Here is a 20020-nt window from a genome sequence, read left to right as displayed (position 1 = left end):
AGCGTTTATAGATAGGCTGGCGCGGCGCTAGAGCGCGGCGCGATCAGCGGCCTGGGCGACAAAGGGCGCGTACTCTGCCGAAAGCGACTGCGGCTGTCAAAACGCGACGACTGCCTATCGCCCATAACAACCCGAGGCACAGTTGCTACGCTTGCTCAAGAAACCTGGCACCCCGCCGATAGGGCCTCTAAGCCTGACTGAACAAATAAGGTAGTAACGATGCTGCTCAGCCGACTCTCGATCCAATTGAAAATCACCCTGCTCGCCGGCCTCTGTCTGCTCGGCGTGGTGGCGGTACTGGTGGGGGCCTCGGTCATCCAGGCCTCGCGCAGTTCCAGCCTGGTCAAACAGGTCAGCAGCGGCATGCTCGAACAATCGGCGCAATTGCGCATGGAGGCCCGCGGCGAAGCGCAGGCCTTGCGGATGCAGCGTTATTTCATGGACGCCTACCAATACGGCAAAGGCGCCGCGACCCAGGTGCTGTTCATTCGCGAGCAGGCGGAAAAGCGCTTTCTCGATGCCTTCGACCTGCGCGAAGACCTCAGCCGGCAGATCCGCAGCGCGCTGGAAGCCAACTCCAGCCTGCTCGGCATCTACGTGACGTTTGAACCCAATGCGCTGGATGGCAAGGACAGCCTGTTCGGCGACATGCCGGAACTGGGCAGTAACGAAGCCGGGCGGTTTTCCCTGTACTGGTCGCAGAGCAAAAGCGGCGAGCTGGCCGCCGAAGCGATGACCGAAGAAAACCTCAGCGATGCCACTCCGGGCATCAGCGGCGCGCCCTACAACACCTGGTACACCTGCCCGCTGAAAACCGCGCAGGCCTGCCTGCTCGAACCCTACATGGACGAGGTCGACGGCGAGAAGATACTGATGACCAGCATTGCCTTTCCGCTGCAACAGGACGGCAAGGTGATTGGCGTGCTGGGTGTCGACATCAGCCTCGCCAACCTGCAGGAAATCAGCATGCAGGCCAACCGCGAGCTGTTCGACGGCCAGGGCCATGTCAGCATCATCAGCCCCGCCGGTCTGCTCGCCGGCCACAGCCGCGACAGCAGCCTGCTTGGCGGCAAACTGGATGCGGCCTTTGCCGACCAGCACAGCGAGATGGTCCGGATGATCGGCAGCAATCGCCCAGAGGTCGTGCACCACGATGGCAATTTGCAGGTGCTGATGCCGCTGCTGCCGATCCCGGAGTCCAAACCCTGGGGAGTCCTGGTGGAAGTGCCTGAAAGCGTGCTGCTGGAGCCCGCTGCGCAACTGGAAAATCAGCTGGACGCTCTGCGGGGCCGCAACAGTGCTGTGTCCCTCGGCATCGGCCTGGCCGTTGGCGTGGTTGGCATCTTGCTGATCTGGCTGACCGCCCTTGGCGTCACCCGACCGATCCTGGGTGTCGCCGCCATGCTCAAGGACATCGCCAGCGGCGAAGGCGACCTGACCCGTCGCCTCGATTACGCCCGAAAGGACGAACTGGGCGAGCTAACGGGCTGGTTCAACCGCTTCCTCGACAAGCTGCAGCCGATCATCGCCGACGTCAAAACCAGCGTTCAGGATGCCCGCAGTACGGCGGACCAGTCGGCTGCCATCGCCAGTCAGACCAGCGCCGGCATGCAGCAGCAGTTCCGCGAGGTCGATCAGGTCGCCACCGCTTTCCAAGAGATGAGCGCAACCGCCCATGATGTGGCACACAACGCCGCCCAGGCCGCGGAAGCGGCGCGTAGCGCGGACACGGCAACCCGCGAAGGGTTGGGGGTCATCGACAAGACCACGGCCAGCATCGAACTGCTCGCTAACGAGATGAACGTCGCCATGCAGGAAGTGGAAGGCCTGGCCACCAGCAGCGACAAGATCGGCTCGGTATTGGAGGTGATACGGTCGATCGCCGAGCAAACCAACCTGCTCGCCCTCAATGCGGCCATCGAAGCGGCCCGTGCCGGCGAAGCGGGCCGCGGCTTTGCAGTAGTGGCCGATGAGGTGCGCAACCTGGCCAAGCGCACCCAGGACTCTGTCGAGGAAATCCGTCAGGTCATCGAAGGCCTGCAGAGCGGCACCCGCGAAGTGGTCAGCACCATGCACAGCAGCCATCGCCAGGCTCAGGGCAGTGTCGAGCAGGTCGAGCAGGCGGTTGCCGCCCTGCAGCGGATCAGCCAGGCAGTCAGCGTGATCACCGACATGAACATGCAGATCGCCAGCGCCGCCGAACAGCAGAGTTCGGTGGCCGAAGAGATCAACCGCAATGTCGCCTCGATCCGCGACGTGACCGAAGCGATCTCCGGCAAAGCCGACGAGTCGGCGCAAGTCAGCCAGAACCTCAACCAGCTGGCCAACCATCAGCAGGGGTTGATGGATCACTTCCGCGTCTAATCACTGCTGAGCTAAGTCGCGCGGCTGACTTGCCGCTCAGGCTTACCCTGGTTAGCCTGAGCGCTGGTTTTTATGGGAGCGCCACATGATCAATATCGCCCTGGTAGCCGGCTCCGGCCGCAGCAACAGCCAATCCGGCAAGGTTGCCCGTTTTCTCCGTCAACGCCTGATCCAGCTGGGCCAGACCAGCGACGAGGCCAGCTGCATCATCGACCTCGGCCTGGCGCCGCTGCCACTCTGGCCGGCCGACGATACCGGTCACTGGGACATGTACCGCCAGCAGCTGAAAAACGCCGATGCAGTCGTCATCGTTTCACCGGAGTGGAACGGCATGGCCTGTCCGGCGATCAAGAATTTCTTCATCTATGCGAGCAAGGCCGAGTTGGCCCACAAGCCAGGCTTGCTGGTTGGTGTCTCGTCCGGGGTTGGCGGCGCCTATCCGATCAGCGAACTGCGCGCCTCCAGCTACAAGAATTGCCGGCTGTGCTACCTGCCCGAGCATCTGATCGTGCGCCACGTCGAGCAAGTGCTCAATACGCCGCAACCTTCCGGTGAGGATGATCAGCGTCTGCATGCTCGCATCGACTATGCGCTGGATATTCTGGTTAGGTATGCCCACGCCCTGAAACCGGTGCGTGAGGCCGTCGACATGAGCAATCCGGCCTTCACCAACGGCATGTAAGCGGGGCCGCTTGGCTACCGCAGTGCACCGGATGACAAGCTGCGCGCGGGCAGCTCGATGCGCACGCACAGGCCGCCCAGCTCGCTGTCGAGCAGCGCCAGCTGGCCGCCCCAGGCATCGACGATGTCCCGCACGATACCCAGGCCCAGGCCGTGGCCGGCGACCTGTTCGTCCAGACGGCTGCCCCGGCTCATGACCTCGCTGCGCAGTTCAGCATCAATACCGGGGCCGTCATCTTCAATCTTCAGCACATAGGCCTTTTCCCGGCGTTCGATATCCAGGCGCACCTGCCCGCTCGCCCATTTGCAGGCGTTGTCCAGCAGATTGCCAAGCAGCTCCAGCAAGTCCTCGCGGTCCCACGGCAGGCGCAGGCCAGGCGCGGACCGCCAGTCGAGCTGCAAACCGCGGTCATGGATCATGGCCAAGGTCGAGAACAGCCCCGGCAACTCCGCCGCACAGTCGAAATGCGCACCCGGCAGCGCCTCGCCGGCCAATCGGGCACGGCCCAGTTCACGCGCCAGGCGCTGTTCGATCTGCTGCAACTGCTCGATCATGCTCGCGCGCAACGCAGGTTGCGCGTCGAACGCATCGCGCGAGGCTAGGCTGACCAACACCGCAAGTGGCGTTTTCAGGGCGTGGCCAAGGTTGCCCAGGGCGTTGCGCGAGCGCTTCAGATTTTCTTCGGTATGGGCCAGCAGGTGGTTGACCTGCTGCACCAGCGGCTCGAGCTCTTCGGGCACCTGGGTGTCGAGGTCGCTGCGCTGGCCTTGCTGGAGCTGGGCAATCTGCCGACGTACCTGCTCAAGGGGGCGCAACGCGCGACGCACGGTCAGCCGTTGCAGCAGCAGTACCAGAATCAGGGCGCCGACCCCGAGCGCCAGCGCAATGTGCTGAACGCGACGAAAGCTTTCCAGCGCCGGGCGATAGTCGCGCGCCACGTAGATCGACAACGGCTGGCCGAAGCGCCGGTAGTCGGCGCGATAGGTCAGCAGCAGTTGGCCGTGAGGCCCGTCGCCCAGCTCGGCTTGCAGCCCAGGAGTATTGGCGAGTTGCAGCTCGCGGTCCCACAGCGAGCGTGAGCGCCAGGATTCGTCGCTGAACTCGATACGAAAATACGACCCCGAATAGGGTCGCTGATAGGCCGCACTGAGCCGTTGCTCATTCAACTGGACGCCGTTGGGCCCACGAACCAAGGCGGTCAGCAGCGTTTCGGCGTCATCCTTGAGACCGGCCTGCAGGTAGCGGCGCAGGCTGTTGTCGAACAACCACACGCTGGTCTGCGCGAACAACAAGCCGATCACCAGCAGCACGCTGACCAGGCCAAGGCTCAGCCGGCGCTGGATCGATCTCAAGCGCCATCTCCGGCAAAACGATAACCCTGGCCGCGGCGGGTTTCGATCACCTCGCGGCCGAGCTTGCGGCGCAGGTGATTGACGTGCACTTCGATGACGTTGGAGTCACGCTCGGTTTCGCCGTCATACAGGTGCTCGGCCAAATGGCTTTTGGAAAGCAGCTGACCAGGGTGCAACATGAAATAGCGCAGCAGCCGGAACTCGGCGGCGGTCAGTTGTATCTCCGTTGCACCGCGGGATACGCATTGGCGACCCTCGTCGAGCTGCAACCCTGCGGTCTGCAACTGCGGCTGGTTGGCCAAGCCGCGGGCGCGCCGCAACAGCGACTGGATGCGCAGCTGCAGTTCCTCCGGATGAAAGGGTTTGCTCAGGTAGTCGTCGGCGCCAGCTTTGAGCCCCTCGACGCGCTCCGCCCAGGAGCTGCGTGCGGTCAGAATCAGCACGGGCGTGAGCAAGCCGCCAGCGCGCCACTCCTTGAGCACTTCGAGCCCCGGCCTGCCGGGTAGGCCGAGGTCCAGCACGATCAGGTCGTAGGGTTCGCTGGCGCCCTGGTAGGCGGCGTCGCGGCCGTCGGCCAGCCAGTCGACCGCGTAGCCCTGACGCGTCAGGCTGGCGGTCAACTCGTCCGCCAGCGGCACGTGGTCTTCAACCAGTAACAGGCGCATCAGTCTTCCACTTCATCTTTGAGTATCTGGCCGCTGTTGGCGTCCAGTTCCAGTTCGCGAACGATGCCCTGGGTCGTCACCAGCTCGACTTCGTACATCAGCACGTCGTCCTCTTCCTCCAGCTCGACCTCCAGCAGCACCGCACCGGGGTAGCGTTCCAGCGCGCTCTGCATCAGGCGCTCAAGCGGCAGAATCAAGCCATCGCGGCGCAGGCTCAGGGCTTCGTCCTGATCCAGATCGCGTGCAGCGCTGCCAAACGTCAGAACGACCAGAGACAGCGCGACAAGGCTGCGGGTAGCTATGAGGGTTTTCTTCATCAATCGTCCTGCTGGTTCTTCAGCACCTGGCCATTGGTGGCATCCAGTTCAATATCCCAGGCCACGCCCTGAGCATCGCGCACTTCCACCTGGTAGACGTAGCGACCGTATTCCTCTTCCAGCTCGGTGTCCTTCACGGTACCGCCAGCATGCAGCGCCAGCGCGGTGGCGTTGAGCTTTTCGAATGACTGAATGGTGCCCGCATCGCGAAGCTCAAGCGCCTGATCCGGGCCCAGGTCGCGCGCCTGAACGGTGACAGCAGTGAAGGTCAGTGCCAGGGCGGTAACGAGCGACGTAACTGCGTTCATGTTCAATCTCCTGCGATTGCTTTGACGCCCCTTACGTTACTTCAGCGGACTTAAGCCAACCTGAATTTGCTGAAGGCCACGCCAGGCATGCCCCGCACCTAAGCAGGCGCAGGCGCATCATTCACGGCTTGAAGTGGCTTGGCGTGGGGCTACCGCCCTTTATAATCGCTGCCTCGCGAGTTGGAGAGCAGCATGAGCGCCATCCTAATCAAGTCCCCTGCCCTGACGATCAAAGCCGGTCCGCGTGCGCTAAAGCATATTCGCGAGCATGGCCTGCGGCCAGCGGATGTCGGCATTCTGCCAGGTGCTGCGGGTGGCCCCAAGGCGCTGGGCATTCAGGGCCTAGACCTCGCGCTGTTTGGCGAGTGGCTGCCGCGGGCGCCCCGCGAGCGTTCGCTGATCGGCGCGTCCATCGGTTCCTGGCGTTTCGCCAGTGCCTGTCTGCCTGACGCGGCAGCCGGCATTCGCCGCCTGGGCGAACTGTATACAGCACAACGCTTTGCCAAAGGCGTCAGCATGGCGCAGGTGACCGTCAGCTGCCGGCTGATGCTCGAACAGCTTCTCGAAGATCAGGACAGCCAGGTCCTGGCCAACACCCATTACCGTCTGAACATCGTCGTGGTCAAAAGCCATGGTTTGCTCCAGCACGATCACCGTGGCGCACTGGGCATCGGCTTGTCGTCGGTGATCGGCAGCAACCTGCTTGGCAGACCACGCCTGGCACGGCATTTCGAACGGGTGATCCTGCACGACTCGCGCTTGCCACCGCCGCTTGGCGCGCTCAATGACTTTCCCTCGCGCTACCTCGCGCTTGATGCCGGTAACTTGCGCCAGGCGCTGCTGGCATCCGGCTCGATCCCGATGGTCATGCAAGGCGTGCGCGATCTGCCGGGCGCAGGGCCCGGCACTTACCGCGATGGCGGCCTGCTCGACTATCACCTCGACCTGCCCTACAGCGGCGATGACGTGGTGCTGTATCCGCACTTCACCGACAGGGTCATCCCGGGCTGGTTCGATAAAGGCATGCCCTGGCGCCGTGGCTGCAACACACGCCTGCAGAATGTGCTGTTGCTGGCGCCCTCGACCGACTATCTGGCGCGCCTGCCCCACGGCAAATTGCCGGACCGCAAGGATTTCAGCCGCTACCTCGGCGATGATGCCGGGCGCGAGCGGTATTGGCGCAAGGCCATGGATGAAAGCCGCCGACTTGGCGACGAATTTCTCGACCTGGCTGACAGCGGCCGCTTGGCCGACCGTATGCAACCGCTTTAAAACGCAGCGCGGATAACGGTCCACGTTCTAATACTGTTCAAGTGCGATCTGGCAAGCAGATCGCCTATCGTTTTGCCGGGCGTCCCGAACTAAGCCGAGCCCAAGTAGAAAAAACGCACCCGATGCGCTGACTCTTTTCTTCGTTTAATACTTTCAGGCTGTGCGGAATGATCGCGGAATTTGCTTGTCCATCGTTACGCAGTTCACCGTCTGCAACTTATTTTCTTAAATAAGTTATTTTTTTCGCAAACGATGTGACTTAACTGTCTGACCGAACCATCAACACTTACGACGGGCCAGCATGTGTTTACTGCAGGCCAAAACGATATTGGGATTACTCGGAGAAACCCACCCCATGGACGCCCCGTTGCGTTTCAATGAAGCATTACTGATCGCCGATCGCGCCTTTCAACCTTTTCAGTGCGTGGCCTGGGCTCCCCAGGATGGTAGCGGAGAGCTGAGTCTCACCGTCATGGATCGCACCACGACGCGCCTGCTCGGGCGGACCCAGCTTTCCTGCAATACCTATAGCGACCCTATCAAGCTGGCGAGCGTTCTAAAAAAATCCCGGGATGAACTAAGCCAACAAGGTTTTAATCTGGAACCCTGGAGCATGCCGGAGTAACTCGCAGCTCGGGTCATAGGCTGTGCAACTTCATTATCGTTGTTAGCGGCACAGCCTGACCTGCTGCAAGTTTCCGGAGTAGTTTTAGGGGCAGCCAGTTTTTAGAGTTGGGCGTCGCAACTAACTGCGGCTATTCGCAGCCCTTTCATATCCTCTTCAACTGCCCATCCTCTTTCCCGCACATTAAAGCCATGCGTTAAAGCCATGCGTTCTGCCATGGACTTTGCGCACGCCCTTTCTCCCGTTCGCTACAGCTGCCGACACGAAAGAGGCGGAACTTCTACGCGCCTTCAGCAGCCAATTGAGTCATCGACATTGGGATAATTCCTATGAATGCGTTTGACTGGCAGCGGATGCTATTGGATGAAGTCACCCTGGGTTTTCTTGGCGAAGTCGCCTTTCGTACCCTCCTCGCGTTTATCGTCGTATTCCTTTTCCTCAAGACTGCCGGGCGTCGCGGCGTCCGCCAGCTGTCGCTGTTCGAGCTGGTCATCATTCTGACCTTGGGCTCCGCCGCCGGGGACATGACCTTCTACGAAGACGTCCCGCTGTTGCCGGTACTGATGGTCTTTATCGCGATGAGTCTTCTCTATCGTGCCACCACCTCCCTGATGGGCAAAAGTCGGCATTTTCAAGATTGGGTCGAGGGAGAGCCCTTCGTCTTGGTGCGCGACGGGCAATTCGAACTGGAAACCCTGACGAAAGGCAACATCGCTCAAGACGAATTTCTCATGGAGTTTCGTCAGCATGGCGTCGAGCACCTGGGGCAGGTGCGCCTGGGCATTGTCGAGGTCAACGGCGACATCAGCCTGCTGTTCTATGACCGGGAATACACTCGGCCCGGCCGTTCGGTAATGCCGCGCAACTACAAGTCAGTGTTTACCCAGGCGCCACGCGACGCGCTGTGCGCCTGTGAACATTGCGGCGCGCTGCAGCAGCTGCATGCACAGGAACAGCTGGAGTGTCCGCGTTGTGGCAAGAACGAATGGGCCGAAGCCCTGCACACCCAGCGCATTAGCTGATCAGGAGTATTCGATGGCTGATGTCCGGCAACTACCCGAGCTTCCCCGTGACCTGCACTACGTCGACGACAGTCAACCTGGGATCAGCCGCAGACTGCTGCGCGGCAAGTTCTGTTATTTCAACCCCCAGGGCCAGCGCATTCGCGACGAACAGCAGATTGCTCGCATCAATGCCCTGGCAATTCCGCCTGCCTACCGCGACGTCTGGATCTGCACCGACCCAAACGGCCATCTTCAGGCAACCGGCCGGGACGCCCGTGGGCGCAAGCAATACCGCTATCACCCGCGCTGGCGCGAGATTCGCGATACCAACAAATACGAGCGGATGATCCAGTTCGGCCTGGCCCTGCCCAAGCTGCGCAAAACCTTGCAGCTGCACCTGGCGCTGACCGACCACGGTCGGGAAAAAGTCATGGCGACGGTGATCACCCTGCTCGACGAAACCCTGATACGCATCGGCAACGCGCGTTATGCCAAGGAAAATCGATCCTATGGGTTGACCACCCTGCGTAACCGGCATGTCGATGTGAAGGGCAACGCGGTGCGGTTTCACTTCCGCGGCAAAAGCGGTGTCGAACATGAGGTGAAGGTCACCGACCCGCGGCTGGCGCGCATCATCCGGCGATGCCTGGAATTACCGGGCCAGCACTTGTTTCAGTATATCGACGAGCAGGGCCAGCGCCACCCTGTGACCTCCTCCGACATCAACGCCTACCTGCGCGAAATGACCGGCGCCGACTTCACCGCCAAGGATTACCGCACCTGGGCCGGCAGCGCCTTGGCATTGGCGCTGTTGCAGGAGCTGGAATGGCAGCCGGAGACGACTGCGAAGAAGCACACCGTCGAGATGGTCAAACAGGTTGCAAGCCAGCTGCGCAACACCCCTGCGGTCTGCCGCAGCTGCTACATCCACCCGGCAATTCTGGAAGCCTTTGCCAATGGCGAGCTGGCGCAGTTGCCGAGAAGCCGCAGCCGGAAACACCTCAACCGCGAAGAGGTGGCCTTGCTGCAGTTTCTGCAACGCCGCACTGAGCAGCTCGAAGCCTCTTAGCCGCTGCCAGCGTGGCTATATCTGTGGGTTTATTGTCATTGTCGCCATAAGCGCGTCGCGTGCAGACTGCCTCCATTGTTTCTGGTGAAACGTTCCTGGAGATACGCGGATGGATGCATTGCGCACGGTGGCCTGCCTGGTCTATCACGATGTCATGAGCCTGGATGTAACCGGGCCGCTGCAGGTGTTCGCCTCGGCGAACGTCGAACGCCAGCGGCAGGGCTTGCAACCCTTCTATCGCCTGCAACTGCTTGGCGAATGCTTGGGACCGGTCACGACCTCGGCCGGTTTCCAGCTGGTTGCCGAGCAGACATGGCCGCATCTGGATGCAGGCGCACTCGATACGCTTTTGGTGCCTGGCGGCGTTGGCGAGCAAGCGCAGTGTAAAAACCCTCAATTGTTGGGCTGGTTGCGCGCTGCCGAGCCCAAGGTCCGTCGCCTCGGCTCTGTCTGTTCCGGCGCGTTGATCCTGGCGGCAGCCGGATTGCTCGACGGTCGCTGCGCAACCACCCACTGGGCCGATGCGCCAACCCTGCGCCAGGACTACCCGCAGGTCGAGGTGCTCGCCGACTGCCTGCACACCTACGACCCTGCAGACGAGGGCGGCAATGCCCATATCTTTACCTCGGCCGGGGTTACCGCCGGGATTGATCTGGCCTTGGCCCTGGTTGAAGCCGACCTCGGCCGAGCCATTGCGCTGGCGGTTGCGCGGCGTCTGGTGATGTTCCTGCGCCGCCCAGGCGGCCAGGCGCAGTTCAGCGCACTGTTGGCGCCAGAGCCGAGCCGGGTGCCCCGCCTGGCCGCTCTGCTCGACTGGATTCCCAATCACCTGGGCGATCAGCTTTCACTCGAAGCGCTGGCTGAGCAGGCAAAGATGACCCCGCGCACCCTGTCCCGGGTATTCGCTCAGGAGCTTGGCATGGGGCCAGGACGCTATGTCGAACGGGTGCGCCTGGAAGCCGCCCGCAACCTGCTGCAGAGCGCCAATGCCTCGATCAGCACGGTAGCGCGGCTGACCGGCTTCGGCCATCCGGAAAATCTACGTCGCACCTTTCACAAACACCTGGCGATCAGCCCTCAGGAATACGCCGATCGCTTTGCCTGAACCCCACCGTACGGAGCGACCCCCATGCTGCAATTACGCCCAAACTGCGAATGCTGCGACCGCGACTTGCCCACCGACTCGCCCGATGTGCTGATCTGCTCGTTCGAGTGCACGTTTTGCCGCGACTGCGCCGAGCAACGGCTGTCAGGGCGCTGCCCGAACTGCGGCGGCGAGCTGCTCCAGCGCCCACGCCGGCCCGCCGCGAAACTGCTGAATGCACCCGCATCCACCACCCGCGTTCACGCGGCCCTGCCCTGCACCTCGGCTTAGGTCATCCTCATGTTGCTGCTCACCAATACCACCGTGTTGCGTCTGTTCATCGGCCAGGCTCTGTACTGGAGCTGCAACATGATCGGCATCACCCTTACCTCCTTGGTGGGGTTGCAACTGGCCCCGCTGAACATCCTGGCAACCTTGCCACTGGCCTTGCTGGTCCTGGGCAATCTCCTTTCGGTACAGCCCTTGTCGATGTTCATGCAGCGCCATGGCCGTCGGCCGGGGCTGGTGCTGGGCGCCGGCTGCGGTATCGCCGGAGGTCTGATCAGCGCGTTGGGGGTGTGGCTGGGCGACTTCAGCCTGTTCTGCCTGGGGGCGCTGCCACTGGGTGCCTACCAGGCATCGGCGATGTATTACCGCTTTGCCGCGCTTGAGGCGGTGCCTGCCGAGCAACAGGGACGGGCGACTGCCTATGTGATCGGCGGCGGCGTGGTTGCCGCCCTGCTCGCCCCGAGCCTCACGCTCTGGTCGCAAAACGCTGTGAGTACGCCGTTTGTCGGTGCTTACCTGGCCATTGCAACCCTTGCCGCCGCGGCGGTGCCGCTGATGGCGCAATTGCGCGAAGGCAGCGTGCCTGCGCCCAACGGAGGCAGCTTCGCGGCGATGCGCGAATTGCTGGGGCGCCCGGCAATCCGTGCCGCTATTGCGACTACGGCCATCGGCCATGGCCTGATGATTCTGGTGATGAACGCCACGCCATTGGCGATGCAGGGGTGTGGTTTCTCGCTGGCCGACGGCTCTCGAGTCATCCAGTGGCACATGCTCGGCATGTTCCTGCCTGCATTTGTGGCGGGCCCCATGGTCGACAGGTTTGGTGGTGGGCGAGTTGCGGTGCTGGGAGGTCTGATTCTGTTGGTCAGCGCTTGCATCGCCTTGAGCGGCCTAGGCCAGGGGCATTTTCTGGCGAGTTCCTTTTTCCTCGGCCTGGGCTGGAACCTGATGTTGATCGCCGGTACCACCCTGCTCTCCGCTGCACACCGCAGCGCCGAACGGGGCAATGCGCAGGGTTTGATGGAGCTCAGCAACGGCACGGTCGCGGCAAGCGCATCATTCGCGTCCGGGGCGCTGATCAGTTCGGTGGGCTGGGGCGCGGTCAACGTTGTCATTCTGCCGATGGTGGCAGTTGCCCTGCTGATGCTGCTGCCCCTACGCGGCAAGGCGGCTGCCCGTGAGCCGAACCAGACGTCCTAGCTCGGGCCCTGGTAGCAGGTCACGCGGTTACGACCGCCCTGCTTGGACAGGTACAGCGCCTGATCGGCGCGCTCGATGAGCTGCTTGTGTTCATCGGTCTGGTGGCTCAGGTCGGCAACGCCGAGGCTGATGGTAAACGGGATGCTCTGCCCCTCGTAGGTCACCAGCAGCGACTCGATGCGCGCGCGCAGGCGTTCGGCAAACAGCATCGCGCCCGAGCTGTCGATGTCCGGCAGCAGAATCACGAATTCCTCGCCGCCATAACGCCCGGCGTAATCGGTATCGCGAATCTGCTCGCGAACCACCTCGGCCACGACCTGAATCACCTTGTCACCGGCCGGGTGACCAAAGGTGTCGTTGACCTTCTTGAAGTGGTCGATATCGAACATCACCAAGGCTGCCATGCTCTGATAACGTCGGTGCCTGGCGTATTCATGCTGCAGGCATTCCTCCCAGTAGCCGCGGTTGTTCAGCCCCGTCAGGCGATCCGTGCGAGACAGGTGCTTAAGCTGCTGGTTGAGCGTCTGCAGTTGCTGCTTGTTGGTCGCCACGTTGGTGACGTCGTAGATGATCAGGCACATATGTTCGACCTTTCCGTTGGTCGAGCGCAGCGGCAGGATGGTGGTGTTCTGGTACATGAACTCCTCCTGCCCGGTGATCGGCTGGTAGTTCTTGAATCGCACCAGATACGGCCGCTGCTCCCAGATGGTAAACGCCGGAGTGCCCAGGGTGACGACGCTTTCTACCTTGTGGCGAAACCATTCCTGCTCGACTTCCGGAAAAATGCTGAAAAACGATTGCTGGTGGACTTCGCCAGGCTGGCGGCCGGAGCGGTTCTCCATAAAGGTGTTCCAGACTTCAACGCGGTATTCGCGGTCCAGGACGACCACGCCGACGTCGATGCTCTGCACGATCGCCAGCAGCCAGTGGAATTCAGTCAAATCAAGGCTATTGCTCATGGTCAGTTCATCAGGTAATCAAGTTTTTTGGTAAGCAGCTCTACCGAATCCTCGGTGAACAGCAACAGCAGATCGAAATGAATGACATGCCCTTCGATGCTGTAGCTGACCTCCACGGCGAGGGTGCTTTTCCAGCGCGACTGATTGAGGCAGATTAGCTCTTCGATCGAGCTGTGTTCGCCCAGCACAGTGGGATGACTCTGGGAGAAATTGACGTCTACCTGGCCGGCAATGCCGCTCAGGCATGCACCGATGAGCACCGTGGACAGGTCCAGCAGCATTTCAATTTCGGAATAATCATGGGAGAACCAGTGCATGAGCTTGGCCATGTCGCCCACTTCCGAGTCATGGAAGATCAGCAGCGCCTCGCCGGCTATTCCGCCGCCGATAAAGCCCTGACATACCGCAGTGAGCCCGCTGCCACGCTGGACATCCGCCAAGGCCATGTGCAATTCGCCGACCTCGAATACGTTCACGTTCGGTACCGGCAGCTGCACAAAGACCCCCAGCACGCGCGCCAGCAACGCCGCCGCGCGGCCCATGGAGACGTTGATCACCTCGCGAAACGCATCGGTAAAGCTGATGGGCGCGTTTTCAGCCTGGGAACGGGCGACAGCCTTGGCCGCACTACCCTGTAGCAAGCCCAACTCGTCGAGGGTGTTCTTCAATTGATCGGGATCTGCCGGCTTCTGCACGAACGCCATCGCGCCAAGCCCCATCACCCGTTCAATTGCCTGCGCCTGTACATCACCAGAGACCACGATGACCTTGCACACCAGGCCTTCAGCCCTGATTGCAGCCAGCACCTGATAGCCGTCCATTTCCGGCATGGTCAGATCAAGCAGCATCACGTCGATCGAGCCCTGGCGCAGGATATCCATCGCCTCAGAGCCATTGGCGGCCTGCGCCACCGAAACCGGCCAGTCGGCGGGCAGCGCGCGCAGCAACTGCTTGCGCGCCATGTTCGAGTCGTCACAGATAAGCAGAGAAATGACGGTCATTGGCACCACGTCTTGTTGTTTTTTCACGCTGTACGGCCAGCGGTTAGGGCTTCACGGTTTGATCGCAGCAAAACTCAGGCGGGCGAGCGCCGATTGAACTTCGACCACGCGCGCCCGGAAATACTGCGAAAAAATACTACCCCTGAAGGCAAGGCCATCGGCTATCGCCGACTCACTCCTAGACTGAGTCTAGCCACTGATCTTCAACACTATGTTTTTAATCAACGTTTATCTGCATGTTCTATCTCGAACCAGATAAGCGACAGGCGTGCTGATCATTGCCAGCCATAAAAAAAGGCACCCGAGGGTGCCTTGTTTAATACGCCTGTTGCTTAGTAGTAGGCATTTTCCTTGATGCTGTGATCGGTCACATCGCGCACGCCCTTGAGTTCGGGAATGCGTTCAAGCAAGGTTTTCTCGATGCCTTCCTTGAGCGTCAGGTCCACCTGACCACAGCCCTGGCAACCGCCGCCGAACTTCAATACCGCGATACCGTCTTCGACCACGTCGATCAGGCTGACTTCACCACCATGGCTGGCCAGCCCGGGGTTGATCTCGGTTTGCAGGTAATAGCTGATGCGCTCGTTGATCGGACTGTCTTCATTGACCATCGGCACCTTGGCGTTCGGTGCCTTGATGGTCAGCTGGCCGCCCATCCGGTCGGTGGCGTAATCGACCACCGCGTCTTCCAGGAATGGCTCGCTGACCGCGTCGATCCAGGCAGTAAAGCTGGCCAACCCCAACGCGGTGTCTTCGGCTTTTTGCTCGCCGGGCTTGCAGTAGGCGATGCAGGTTTCCGCGTACTGGGTGCCAGGCTGGGTGATAAAGACGCGGATGCCAATGCCGGGGGTACTCTGCTTGCTCAGCAGATCAGCCAGGTAATCGTGGGCGGCATCGGTAATGGTGATAGTGCTCATGGCAACTCCTCGCAAAACATGCCGGCAGTGTACGCCAGTCCGCCAAGACGGAAAAGTCCTAGTGTTTTAGTCGGAAAAGGGTTGGAATCGAAATAAGAACATTGCATTGCGCTCAACGTGAGCGAAATTCATGCAAACCCTCCGGTCGCTGCAAAAGCTTGCAGCTTTGTTATTATCGCGCCCTCTTGTATTGGCTTCTCCCAGGTAATCGCGTCCATGTCCCTGTCCGATCGCAGCGCCCGTCTCCAAGCACTTCAGCAAGCCCTCAAGGAACGCATCCTGATCCTCGATGGCGGCATGGGCACCATGATCCAGAGCTACAAGCTGGAAGAAGAGGACTACCGCGGCGCGCGCTTCGCCGACTGGCCGCAGGATGTAAAAGGCAACAACGACCTGCTGATCCTTAGCCGCCCGGACGTGATCGGCGCGATTGAGAAGGCCTACCTGGATGCCGGCGCGGACATCCTCGAAACCAACACCTTTAACGCGACCCAGGTCTCCCAGGCCGACTACGGCATGGAAAGCCTGGTGTATGAGCTGAACGTCGAAGGCGCACGCCTGGCCCGTCAAGTGGCCGATGCCAAGACCCTGGAAACCCCAGATCGCCCGCGCTTTGTTGCAGGCGTGCTCGGCCCTACCAGCCGCACCTGCTCGATCTCCCCGGACGTAAACAACCCCGGCTACCGCAACGTCACCTTCGACGAGCTGGTGGAAAACTATGTGGAAGCCACCCGCGGCCTGATCGAAGGCGGCGCGGACATGATCCTGATCGAAACCATCTTCGACACGCTGAACGCCAAGGCGGCGATCTTTGCCGTGCAGGAAGTCTTTGAGCAGCAAGGTTTCGAGCTGCCAATCATGATCTCCGGCACCATCACCGACGCCTCCGGCCGCACCCTGTCGGGGCAGACCACCGAAGCCTTCTGGAACTCGGTGCGCCACGCTAACCCGATCTCCGTGGGGCTGAACTGCGCCCTCGGCGCCAAGGACCTGCGCCCGTACCTGGAAGAGCTGGCAGCCAAGGCGGAAACCAACGTCTCCGCTCACCCCAACGCCGGCCTGCCGAATGCCTTCGGCGAATACGACGAAACCCCGGCGGAAATGGCCGTGGTGGTTGAAGAATTCGCCGCCTCGGGCTTTTTGAACATCGTCGGCGGCTGCTGCGGCACCACGCCTGCGCATATCCAGGCGATTGCCGAAGCGGTGAGCAAATACCCGCCGCGCGCCATACCGGATATCCCCAAAGCCTGCCGCCTGTCGGGTCTGGAACCCTTCACCATCGACCGCAACTCGCTGTTTATCAACGTCGGCGAGCGCACCAATATCACCGGGTCGGCCAAGTTCGCCCGGCTGATCCGCGAGGACAACTACACCGAAGCCCTCGAAGTCGCCCTGCAGCAGGTGGAAGCCGGCGCCCAGGTGATCGACATCAACATGGACGAGGGCATGCTCGATTCGCAGAAGGCCATGGTTACCTTCTTGAATCTGATCGCCGGCGAGCCGGATATCTCTCGCGTGCCGATCATGATCGACTCCTCCAAATGGGAAGTGATCGAAGCCGGCCTGAAGTGCATCCAGGGCAAGGGCATCGTCAACTCGATCTCGATGAAGGAAGGCGTCGAGCAGTTCAAGCACCACGCCAAACTGTGCAAGCGCTACGGCGCCGCCGTGGTGGTAATGGCCTTCGACGAAGCTGGCCAGGCCGATACCGCCGCGCGCAAGCGCGAGATCTGCCAGCGCAGCTACGACATTCTGGTCAATGAAGTGGGCTTCCCGCCGGAAGACATCATCTTCGACCCGAACATCTTTGCCGTGGCCACCGGCATCGAGGAACACAACAACTACGCCGTCGACTTTATCGAGGCCTGCGCCTATATCCGCGACCACCTGCCTCACGCCCTGTCGAGCGGCGGCGTGTCCAACGTGTCGTTCTCCTTCCGTGGCAACAACCCGGTGCGTGAAGCCATTCACTCGGTGTTCCTCTACTACGCGATCCAGAACGGCCTGACCATGGGCATCGTCAACGCCGGTCAGCTGGAAATCTACGACGAGATTCCCAAAGAGCTGCGCGATGCGGTGGAAGACGTGGTGCTCAACCGCCACGAAGGCGCCACCGAAGCGCTGCTGGCGATTGCCGACAACTACAAGGGCGACGGCAGCGTCAAGGAAGTCGAAACCGAAGAGTGGCGCACCTGGAACGTGGTCGACCGCCTCAAGCACGCGCTGGTCAAGGGCATCACCAGCCATATCATCGAAGACACCGAGGAATGCCGTCAGCAATGCGCGCGGCCTATCGAAGTCATCGAAGGGCCGCTGATGGCCGGGATGAACGTGGTCGGCGACCTGTTCGGCGCCGGCAAGATGTTCCTTCCGCAAGTGGTGAAATCCGCCCGAGTGATGAAGCAGGCGGTCGGCCACCTGATCCCCTTTATCGAGCTGGAAAAAGGCGACAAGCCGGAAGCCAAGGGCAAGATCCTGATGGCCACTGTAAAAGGCGACGTGCACGATATCGGCAAGAATATCGTCGGTGTGGTGCTGGGCTGTAACGGCTACGACATCGTCGATCTGGGCGTGATGGTGCCGGCGGAGAAGATTCTGCAAACCGCGATCGCCGAGAAGTGCGACATCATCGGCCTGTCCGGCCTGATCACACCGTCGCTCGACGAGATGGTGCATGTCGCCCGCGAGATGCAGCGCCAGGGCTTTAGCTTGCCGCTGATGATCGGCGGCGCGACCACCTCGAAAGCCCACACCGCGGTGAAGATCGAGCCCAAGTACCAGAACGACGCAGTGGTCTACGTCACCGACGCCTCGCGCGCTGTGGGTGTGGCCACTCAGCTGTTGTCTAAGGAACTCAAGGCCGACTTTGTCGAGCGCACCCGCCTCGACTACATCGAAGTGCGCGAACGTACCGCCAACCGCAGCGCCCGCACCGAACGCTTAAGCTACGCCGCCTCGGTCGCCAACAAGCCTAAATTCGACTGGGCGACGTATCAGCCGACCGTGCCGAGCTTTACCGGCGTCAAGGTGCTGGAAAATATCGACCTCAAGGTGCTGGCCGAATATATCGACTGGACGCCGTTCTTTATCTCCTGGGACCTGGCCGGCAAGTTCCCGCGCATCCTCACCGACGAGGTAGTGGGCGAAGCCGCCACCGCGCTGCATGCCGACGCCCAGGAAATGCTGAACAAGCTGATCGACGAGAAGCTGATCAGTGCCCGCGCCGTCTTCGGCTTCTGGCCAGCCAACCAGGTGAACGATGACGATCTGGACGTCTACGCCGACAACGGCGAGAAGCTGGCCACCCTGCACCACCTGCGCCAGCAGACCATCAAGCCTGACGGCAAGCCGAACTACTCCCTGGCCGACTTCGTCGCGCCAAAAGACAGCGGCATTACCGATTACGTCGGCGGCTTTATCACCACCGCCGGCATCGGCGCTGAGGAAGTGGCCAAGGCCTATCAGGACGCTGGTGACGACTACAACTCGATCATGGTCAAGGCCCTGGCCGACCGCCTGGCCGAAGCCTGCGCCGAATGGCTGCACCGCGAAGTGCGCACCAACTACTGGGGTTATGACCCGGAAGAGCAACTTTCCAACGATGAGCTGATCAAGGAAGCCTACAAAGGCATCCGCCCCGCTCCCGGCTACCCAGCGTGCCCGGATCACACCGAGAAGAAGACCCTGTTCACCCTGCTCGACCCAGCGGCCGATTTCAACAAGACGGGTGCCAGCGGTGTGTTTCTCACCGAGCACTACGCCATGTTCCCGGCGGCAGCCGTGTCCGGCTGGTACTTCGCCCACCCACAGGCGCAGTACTTCGCCGTCGGCAAGATCGACAAGGATCAGGTAGAAAGCTACACCGCGCGCAAGAAACAGGATCTCAACGTCAGCGAACGCTGGCTGGCGCCTAATCTGGGGTATGACAACTAAGGCTTCGACAGATAAAAGCCCGCAGACGCGGGCTTTTTTGTTAAAAACAGACAGCCACTGATAAACAAGGACTGCATGTCGCCCATCACCTATATCACACGCCATCCCTCCGCCGGCCTGCTGTTTGTGCAGTTGCTGGGGGTGTTGCTCTATCCCTGGATGGAGGGCACACCACTCGGCAGGGCGCTGTTCGGTGCATTCGGTCTGGTGGTGCTTGGCCTTGCGTTGCATGTGGTCAAGCGCAGTCCGGTACAGAGCTGGGTAGCCATGTTACTGGCCCTGCTGGTACTGACGTTGTCCGCAATCGATATGCTGCGCCCCACCCCCATGCTGGAATGGCTGATCGCTATGGTGGAAGCGGCGTTCTACTTTTATGCGGCGGCCAGCCTGATTGCCTACATGACGGCCGACCAGCACGCCACCACCGATGAGTTGTACGCGGCCGGTGCGACCTTCACCCTGCTGGCCTGGGCCTTTGCCTATCTCTTCAGTGTTTGTCAGTTGCTACTGCCTGGCAGCTTCGTGGCAATGATCGAACCGCAGGCGGCGCGCACCTGGATGGAACTGCTGTTCTTGAGTTTCACCACCCTTTCTGGGGTCGGCCTGGGCGATATCCTACCTGTCACGCCCATGGCCCGCTCCCTGGTAATGATCGAGGAGTTCGCCGGGGTCATGTACCTGGCGCTGGTGGTATCGCGCCTGATTGCCCTGTCAGTCAGCAAACGCTGAACCCTTGGTTCAGGACGAAAGAAGCCTGCAGAAGCGGACTTTTATGCTTGTGGTGCACGTTGCCACCGTCGCCGGTCTTGACTTTGAGCAACTGCGGGTAGCCGAAAAAGCGAGTCCCGCACGAGGATCTGTCGGATGGCTAACGGTTTTCCTGCGCGCGCCCGCCAGCTATACGGCGCATGGCGCCGATCACTCAAGTGTGATCTGTAGACCAGAACCGCGGCAAGGACCAGTTCGCCAGGGCAATCACA

Annotated in this window: 18 protein-coding genes and 1 pseudogene; 12 read left to right on the top strand and 7 right to left on the bottom strand. The window is 61.2% G+C overall.

Going from position 1 to position 20020, the window contains the following annotated elements:
- Positions 1-219: 219 nt before the first annotated feature.
- The 3 genes and pseudogenes from ACX0MV_RS07200 to ACX0MV_RS07190 form a co-directional block, all read left to right on the top strand.
- A pseudogene (locus ACX0MV_RS07200) lies at positions 220-1506 on the top strand (methyl-accepting chemotaxis protein); the annotation flags it as partial.
- Positions 1507-1608: 102 nt separating this feature from the next.
- Positions 1609-2364: a methyl-accepting chemotaxis protein gene (locus tag ACX0MV_RS07195; protein ID WP_458982334.1), complete on the top strand. Its 756-nt coding sequence runs from the start codon at positions 1609-1611 to the stop codon at positions 2362-2364.
- An 85-nt stretch (positions 2365-2449) separates the two neighbouring features.
- Positions 2450-3046: an NADPH-dependent FMN reductase gene (locus ACX0MV_RS07190; protein ID WP_458981821.1), complete on the top strand. Its 597-nt coding sequence runs from the start codon at positions 2450-2452 to the stop codon at positions 3044-3046.
- A 14-nt stretch (positions 3047-3060) separates the two neighbouring features.
- Here the strand turns inward: ACX0MV_RS07190 and ACX0MV_RS07185 are convergent, their stop codons facing one another.
- From ACX0MV_RS07185 to ACX0MV_RS07170, 4 genes are read right to left on the bottom strand one after another with little or no spacing between them, the layout of a single operon-like run.
- Complete coding sequence (locus ACX0MV_RS07185) at positions 3061-4398, bottom strand: sensor histidine kinase (protein WP_458981820.1); 1338 nt, start codon at positions 4396-4398, stop codon at positions 3061-3063.
- On the bottom strand, positions 4395-5063 hold the full coding sequence (locus tag ACX0MV_RS07180; RefSeq protein ID WP_458981819.1) for a response regulator transcription factor: 669 nt from the start codon (positions 5061-5063) through the stop codon (positions 4395-4397). Before ACX0MV_RS07180 ends, ACX0MV_RS07185 begins: the two co-directional genes overlap by 4 nt.
- Positions 5063-5380: a PepSY domain-containing protein gene (locus tag ACX0MV_RS07175; RefSeq protein ID WP_458981818.1), complete on the bottom strand. Its 318-nt coding sequence runs from the start codon at positions 5378-5380 to the stop codon at positions 5063-5065. The genes ACX0MV_RS07180 and ACX0MV_RS07175 overlap by 1 nt, the downstream gene beginning before the upstream one ends.
- Positions 5380-5688 (bottom strand): PepSY domain-containing protein, encoded by a 309-nt coding sequence (locus ACX0MV_RS07170; protein WP_458981817.1) that lies wholly within the window; start codon positions 5686-5688, stop codon positions 5380-5382. Before ACX0MV_RS07170 ends, ACX0MV_RS07175 begins: the two co-directional genes overlap by 1 nt.
- 192 nt (positions 5689-5880) lie before the next feature.
- Here ACX0MV_RS07170 and ACX0MV_RS07165 point away from each other — a divergent pair, with 192 nt between their 5' ends.
- From ACX0MV_RS07165 to ACX0MV_RS07135, 7 genes are all read left to right on the top strand, one after another.
- A complete protein-coding gene (locus ACX0MV_RS07165; protein ID WP_458981816.1) occupies positions 5881-6960 on the top strand; it encodes a patatin-like phospholipase family protein in 1080 nt (359 codons plus the stop codon).
- A gap of 355 nt (positions 6961-7315) precedes the next feature.
- Positions 7316-7585, top strand: a complete 270-nt coding sequence (locus ACX0MV_RS07160; RefSeq protein ID WP_458981815.1) for a hypothetical protein — start codon at positions 7316-7318, stop codon at positions 7583-7585.
- Between the two features lie 329 nt (positions 7586-7914).
- Complete coding sequence (locus ACX0MV_RS07155) at positions 7915-8607, top strand: DUF421 domain-containing protein (RefSeq protein WP_458981814.1); 693 nt, start codon at positions 7915-7917, stop codon at positions 8605-8607.
- A 13-nt stretch (positions 8608-8620) separates the two neighbouring features.
- Entirely contained in the window at positions 8621-9658 is a 1038-nt protein-coding gene (locus ACX0MV_RS07150; protein ID WP_458981813.1) for a DNA topoisomerase IB, read from the top strand.
- 109 nt (positions 9659-9767) lie between these two features.
- On the top strand, positions 9768-10763 hold the full coding sequence (locus ACX0MV_RS07145) for a GlxA family transcriptional regulator (RefSeq protein ID WP_458981812.1): 996 nt from the start codon (positions 9768-9770) through the stop codon (positions 10761-10763).
- A gap of 24 nt (positions 10764-10787) precedes the next feature.
- On the top strand, positions 10788-11033 hold the full coding sequence (locus ACX0MV_RS07140) for a DUF1272 domain-containing protein (protein ID WP_458981811.1): 246 nt from the start codon (positions 10788-10790) through the stop codon (positions 11031-11033).
- 12 nt (positions 11034-11045) lie between these two features.
- The gene (locus ACX0MV_RS07135) at positions 11046-12230 is read left to right on the top strand and encodes an MFS transporter (protein ID WP_458982333.1); all 1185 of its coding nucleotides are present in this window, start codon (positions 11046-11048) and stop codon (positions 12228-12230) included.
- On the opposite strand, the gene ACX0MV_RS07130 is transcribed toward ACX0MV_RS07135, so the two are convergent.
- The 3 genes from ACX0MV_RS07130 to nfuA form a co-directional block, all read right to left on the bottom strand.
- On the bottom strand, positions 12227-13189 hold the full coding sequence (locus tag ACX0MV_RS07130; RefSeq protein ID WP_458981810.1) for a sensor domain-containing diguanylate cyclase: 963 nt from the start codon (positions 13187-13189) through the stop codon (positions 12227-12229). The genes ACX0MV_RS07135 and ACX0MV_RS07130 overlap by 4 nt on opposite strands.
- 2 nt (positions 13190-13191) lie before the next feature.
- Positions 13192-14190: a response regulator gene (locus ACX0MV_RS07125; protein WP_458982332.1), complete on the bottom strand. Its 999-nt coding sequence runs from the start codon at positions 14188-14190 to the stop codon at positions 13192-13194.
- Positions 14191-14522: 332 nt separating this feature from the next.
- The gene (gene nfuA, locus ACX0MV_RS07120; protein WP_275962763.1) at positions 14523-15107 is read right to left on the bottom strand and encodes a Fe-S biogenesis protein NfuA; all 585 of its coding nucleotides are present in this window, start codon (positions 15105-15107) and stop codon (positions 14523-14525) included.
- A 216-nt stretch (positions 15108-15323) separates the two neighbouring features.
- Here nfuA and metH point away from each other — a divergent pair, with 216 nt between their 5' ends.
- Both metH and ACX0MV_RS07110 read left to right on the top strand, forming a co-directional pair.
- Positions 15324-19040 (top strand): methionine synthase, encoded by a 3717-nt coding sequence (metH, locus tag ACX0MV_RS07115; RefSeq protein ID WP_458981809.1) that lies wholly within the window; start codon positions 15324-15326, stop codon positions 19038-19040.
- A gap of 75 nt (positions 19041-19115) precedes the next feature.
- Complete coding sequence (locus ACX0MV_RS07110) at positions 19116-19769, top strand: potassium channel family protein (protein ID WP_458981808.1); 654 nt, start codon at positions 19116-19118, stop codon at positions 19767-19769.
- Positions 19770-20020 lie beyond the last annotated feature (251 nt).

The organism is Pseudomonas cistanchae (assembly GCF_054483635.1).
Note: the sequence above shows the minus strand (reverse complement) of the source record. Positions and strands in the feature narration are given on the sequence as shown.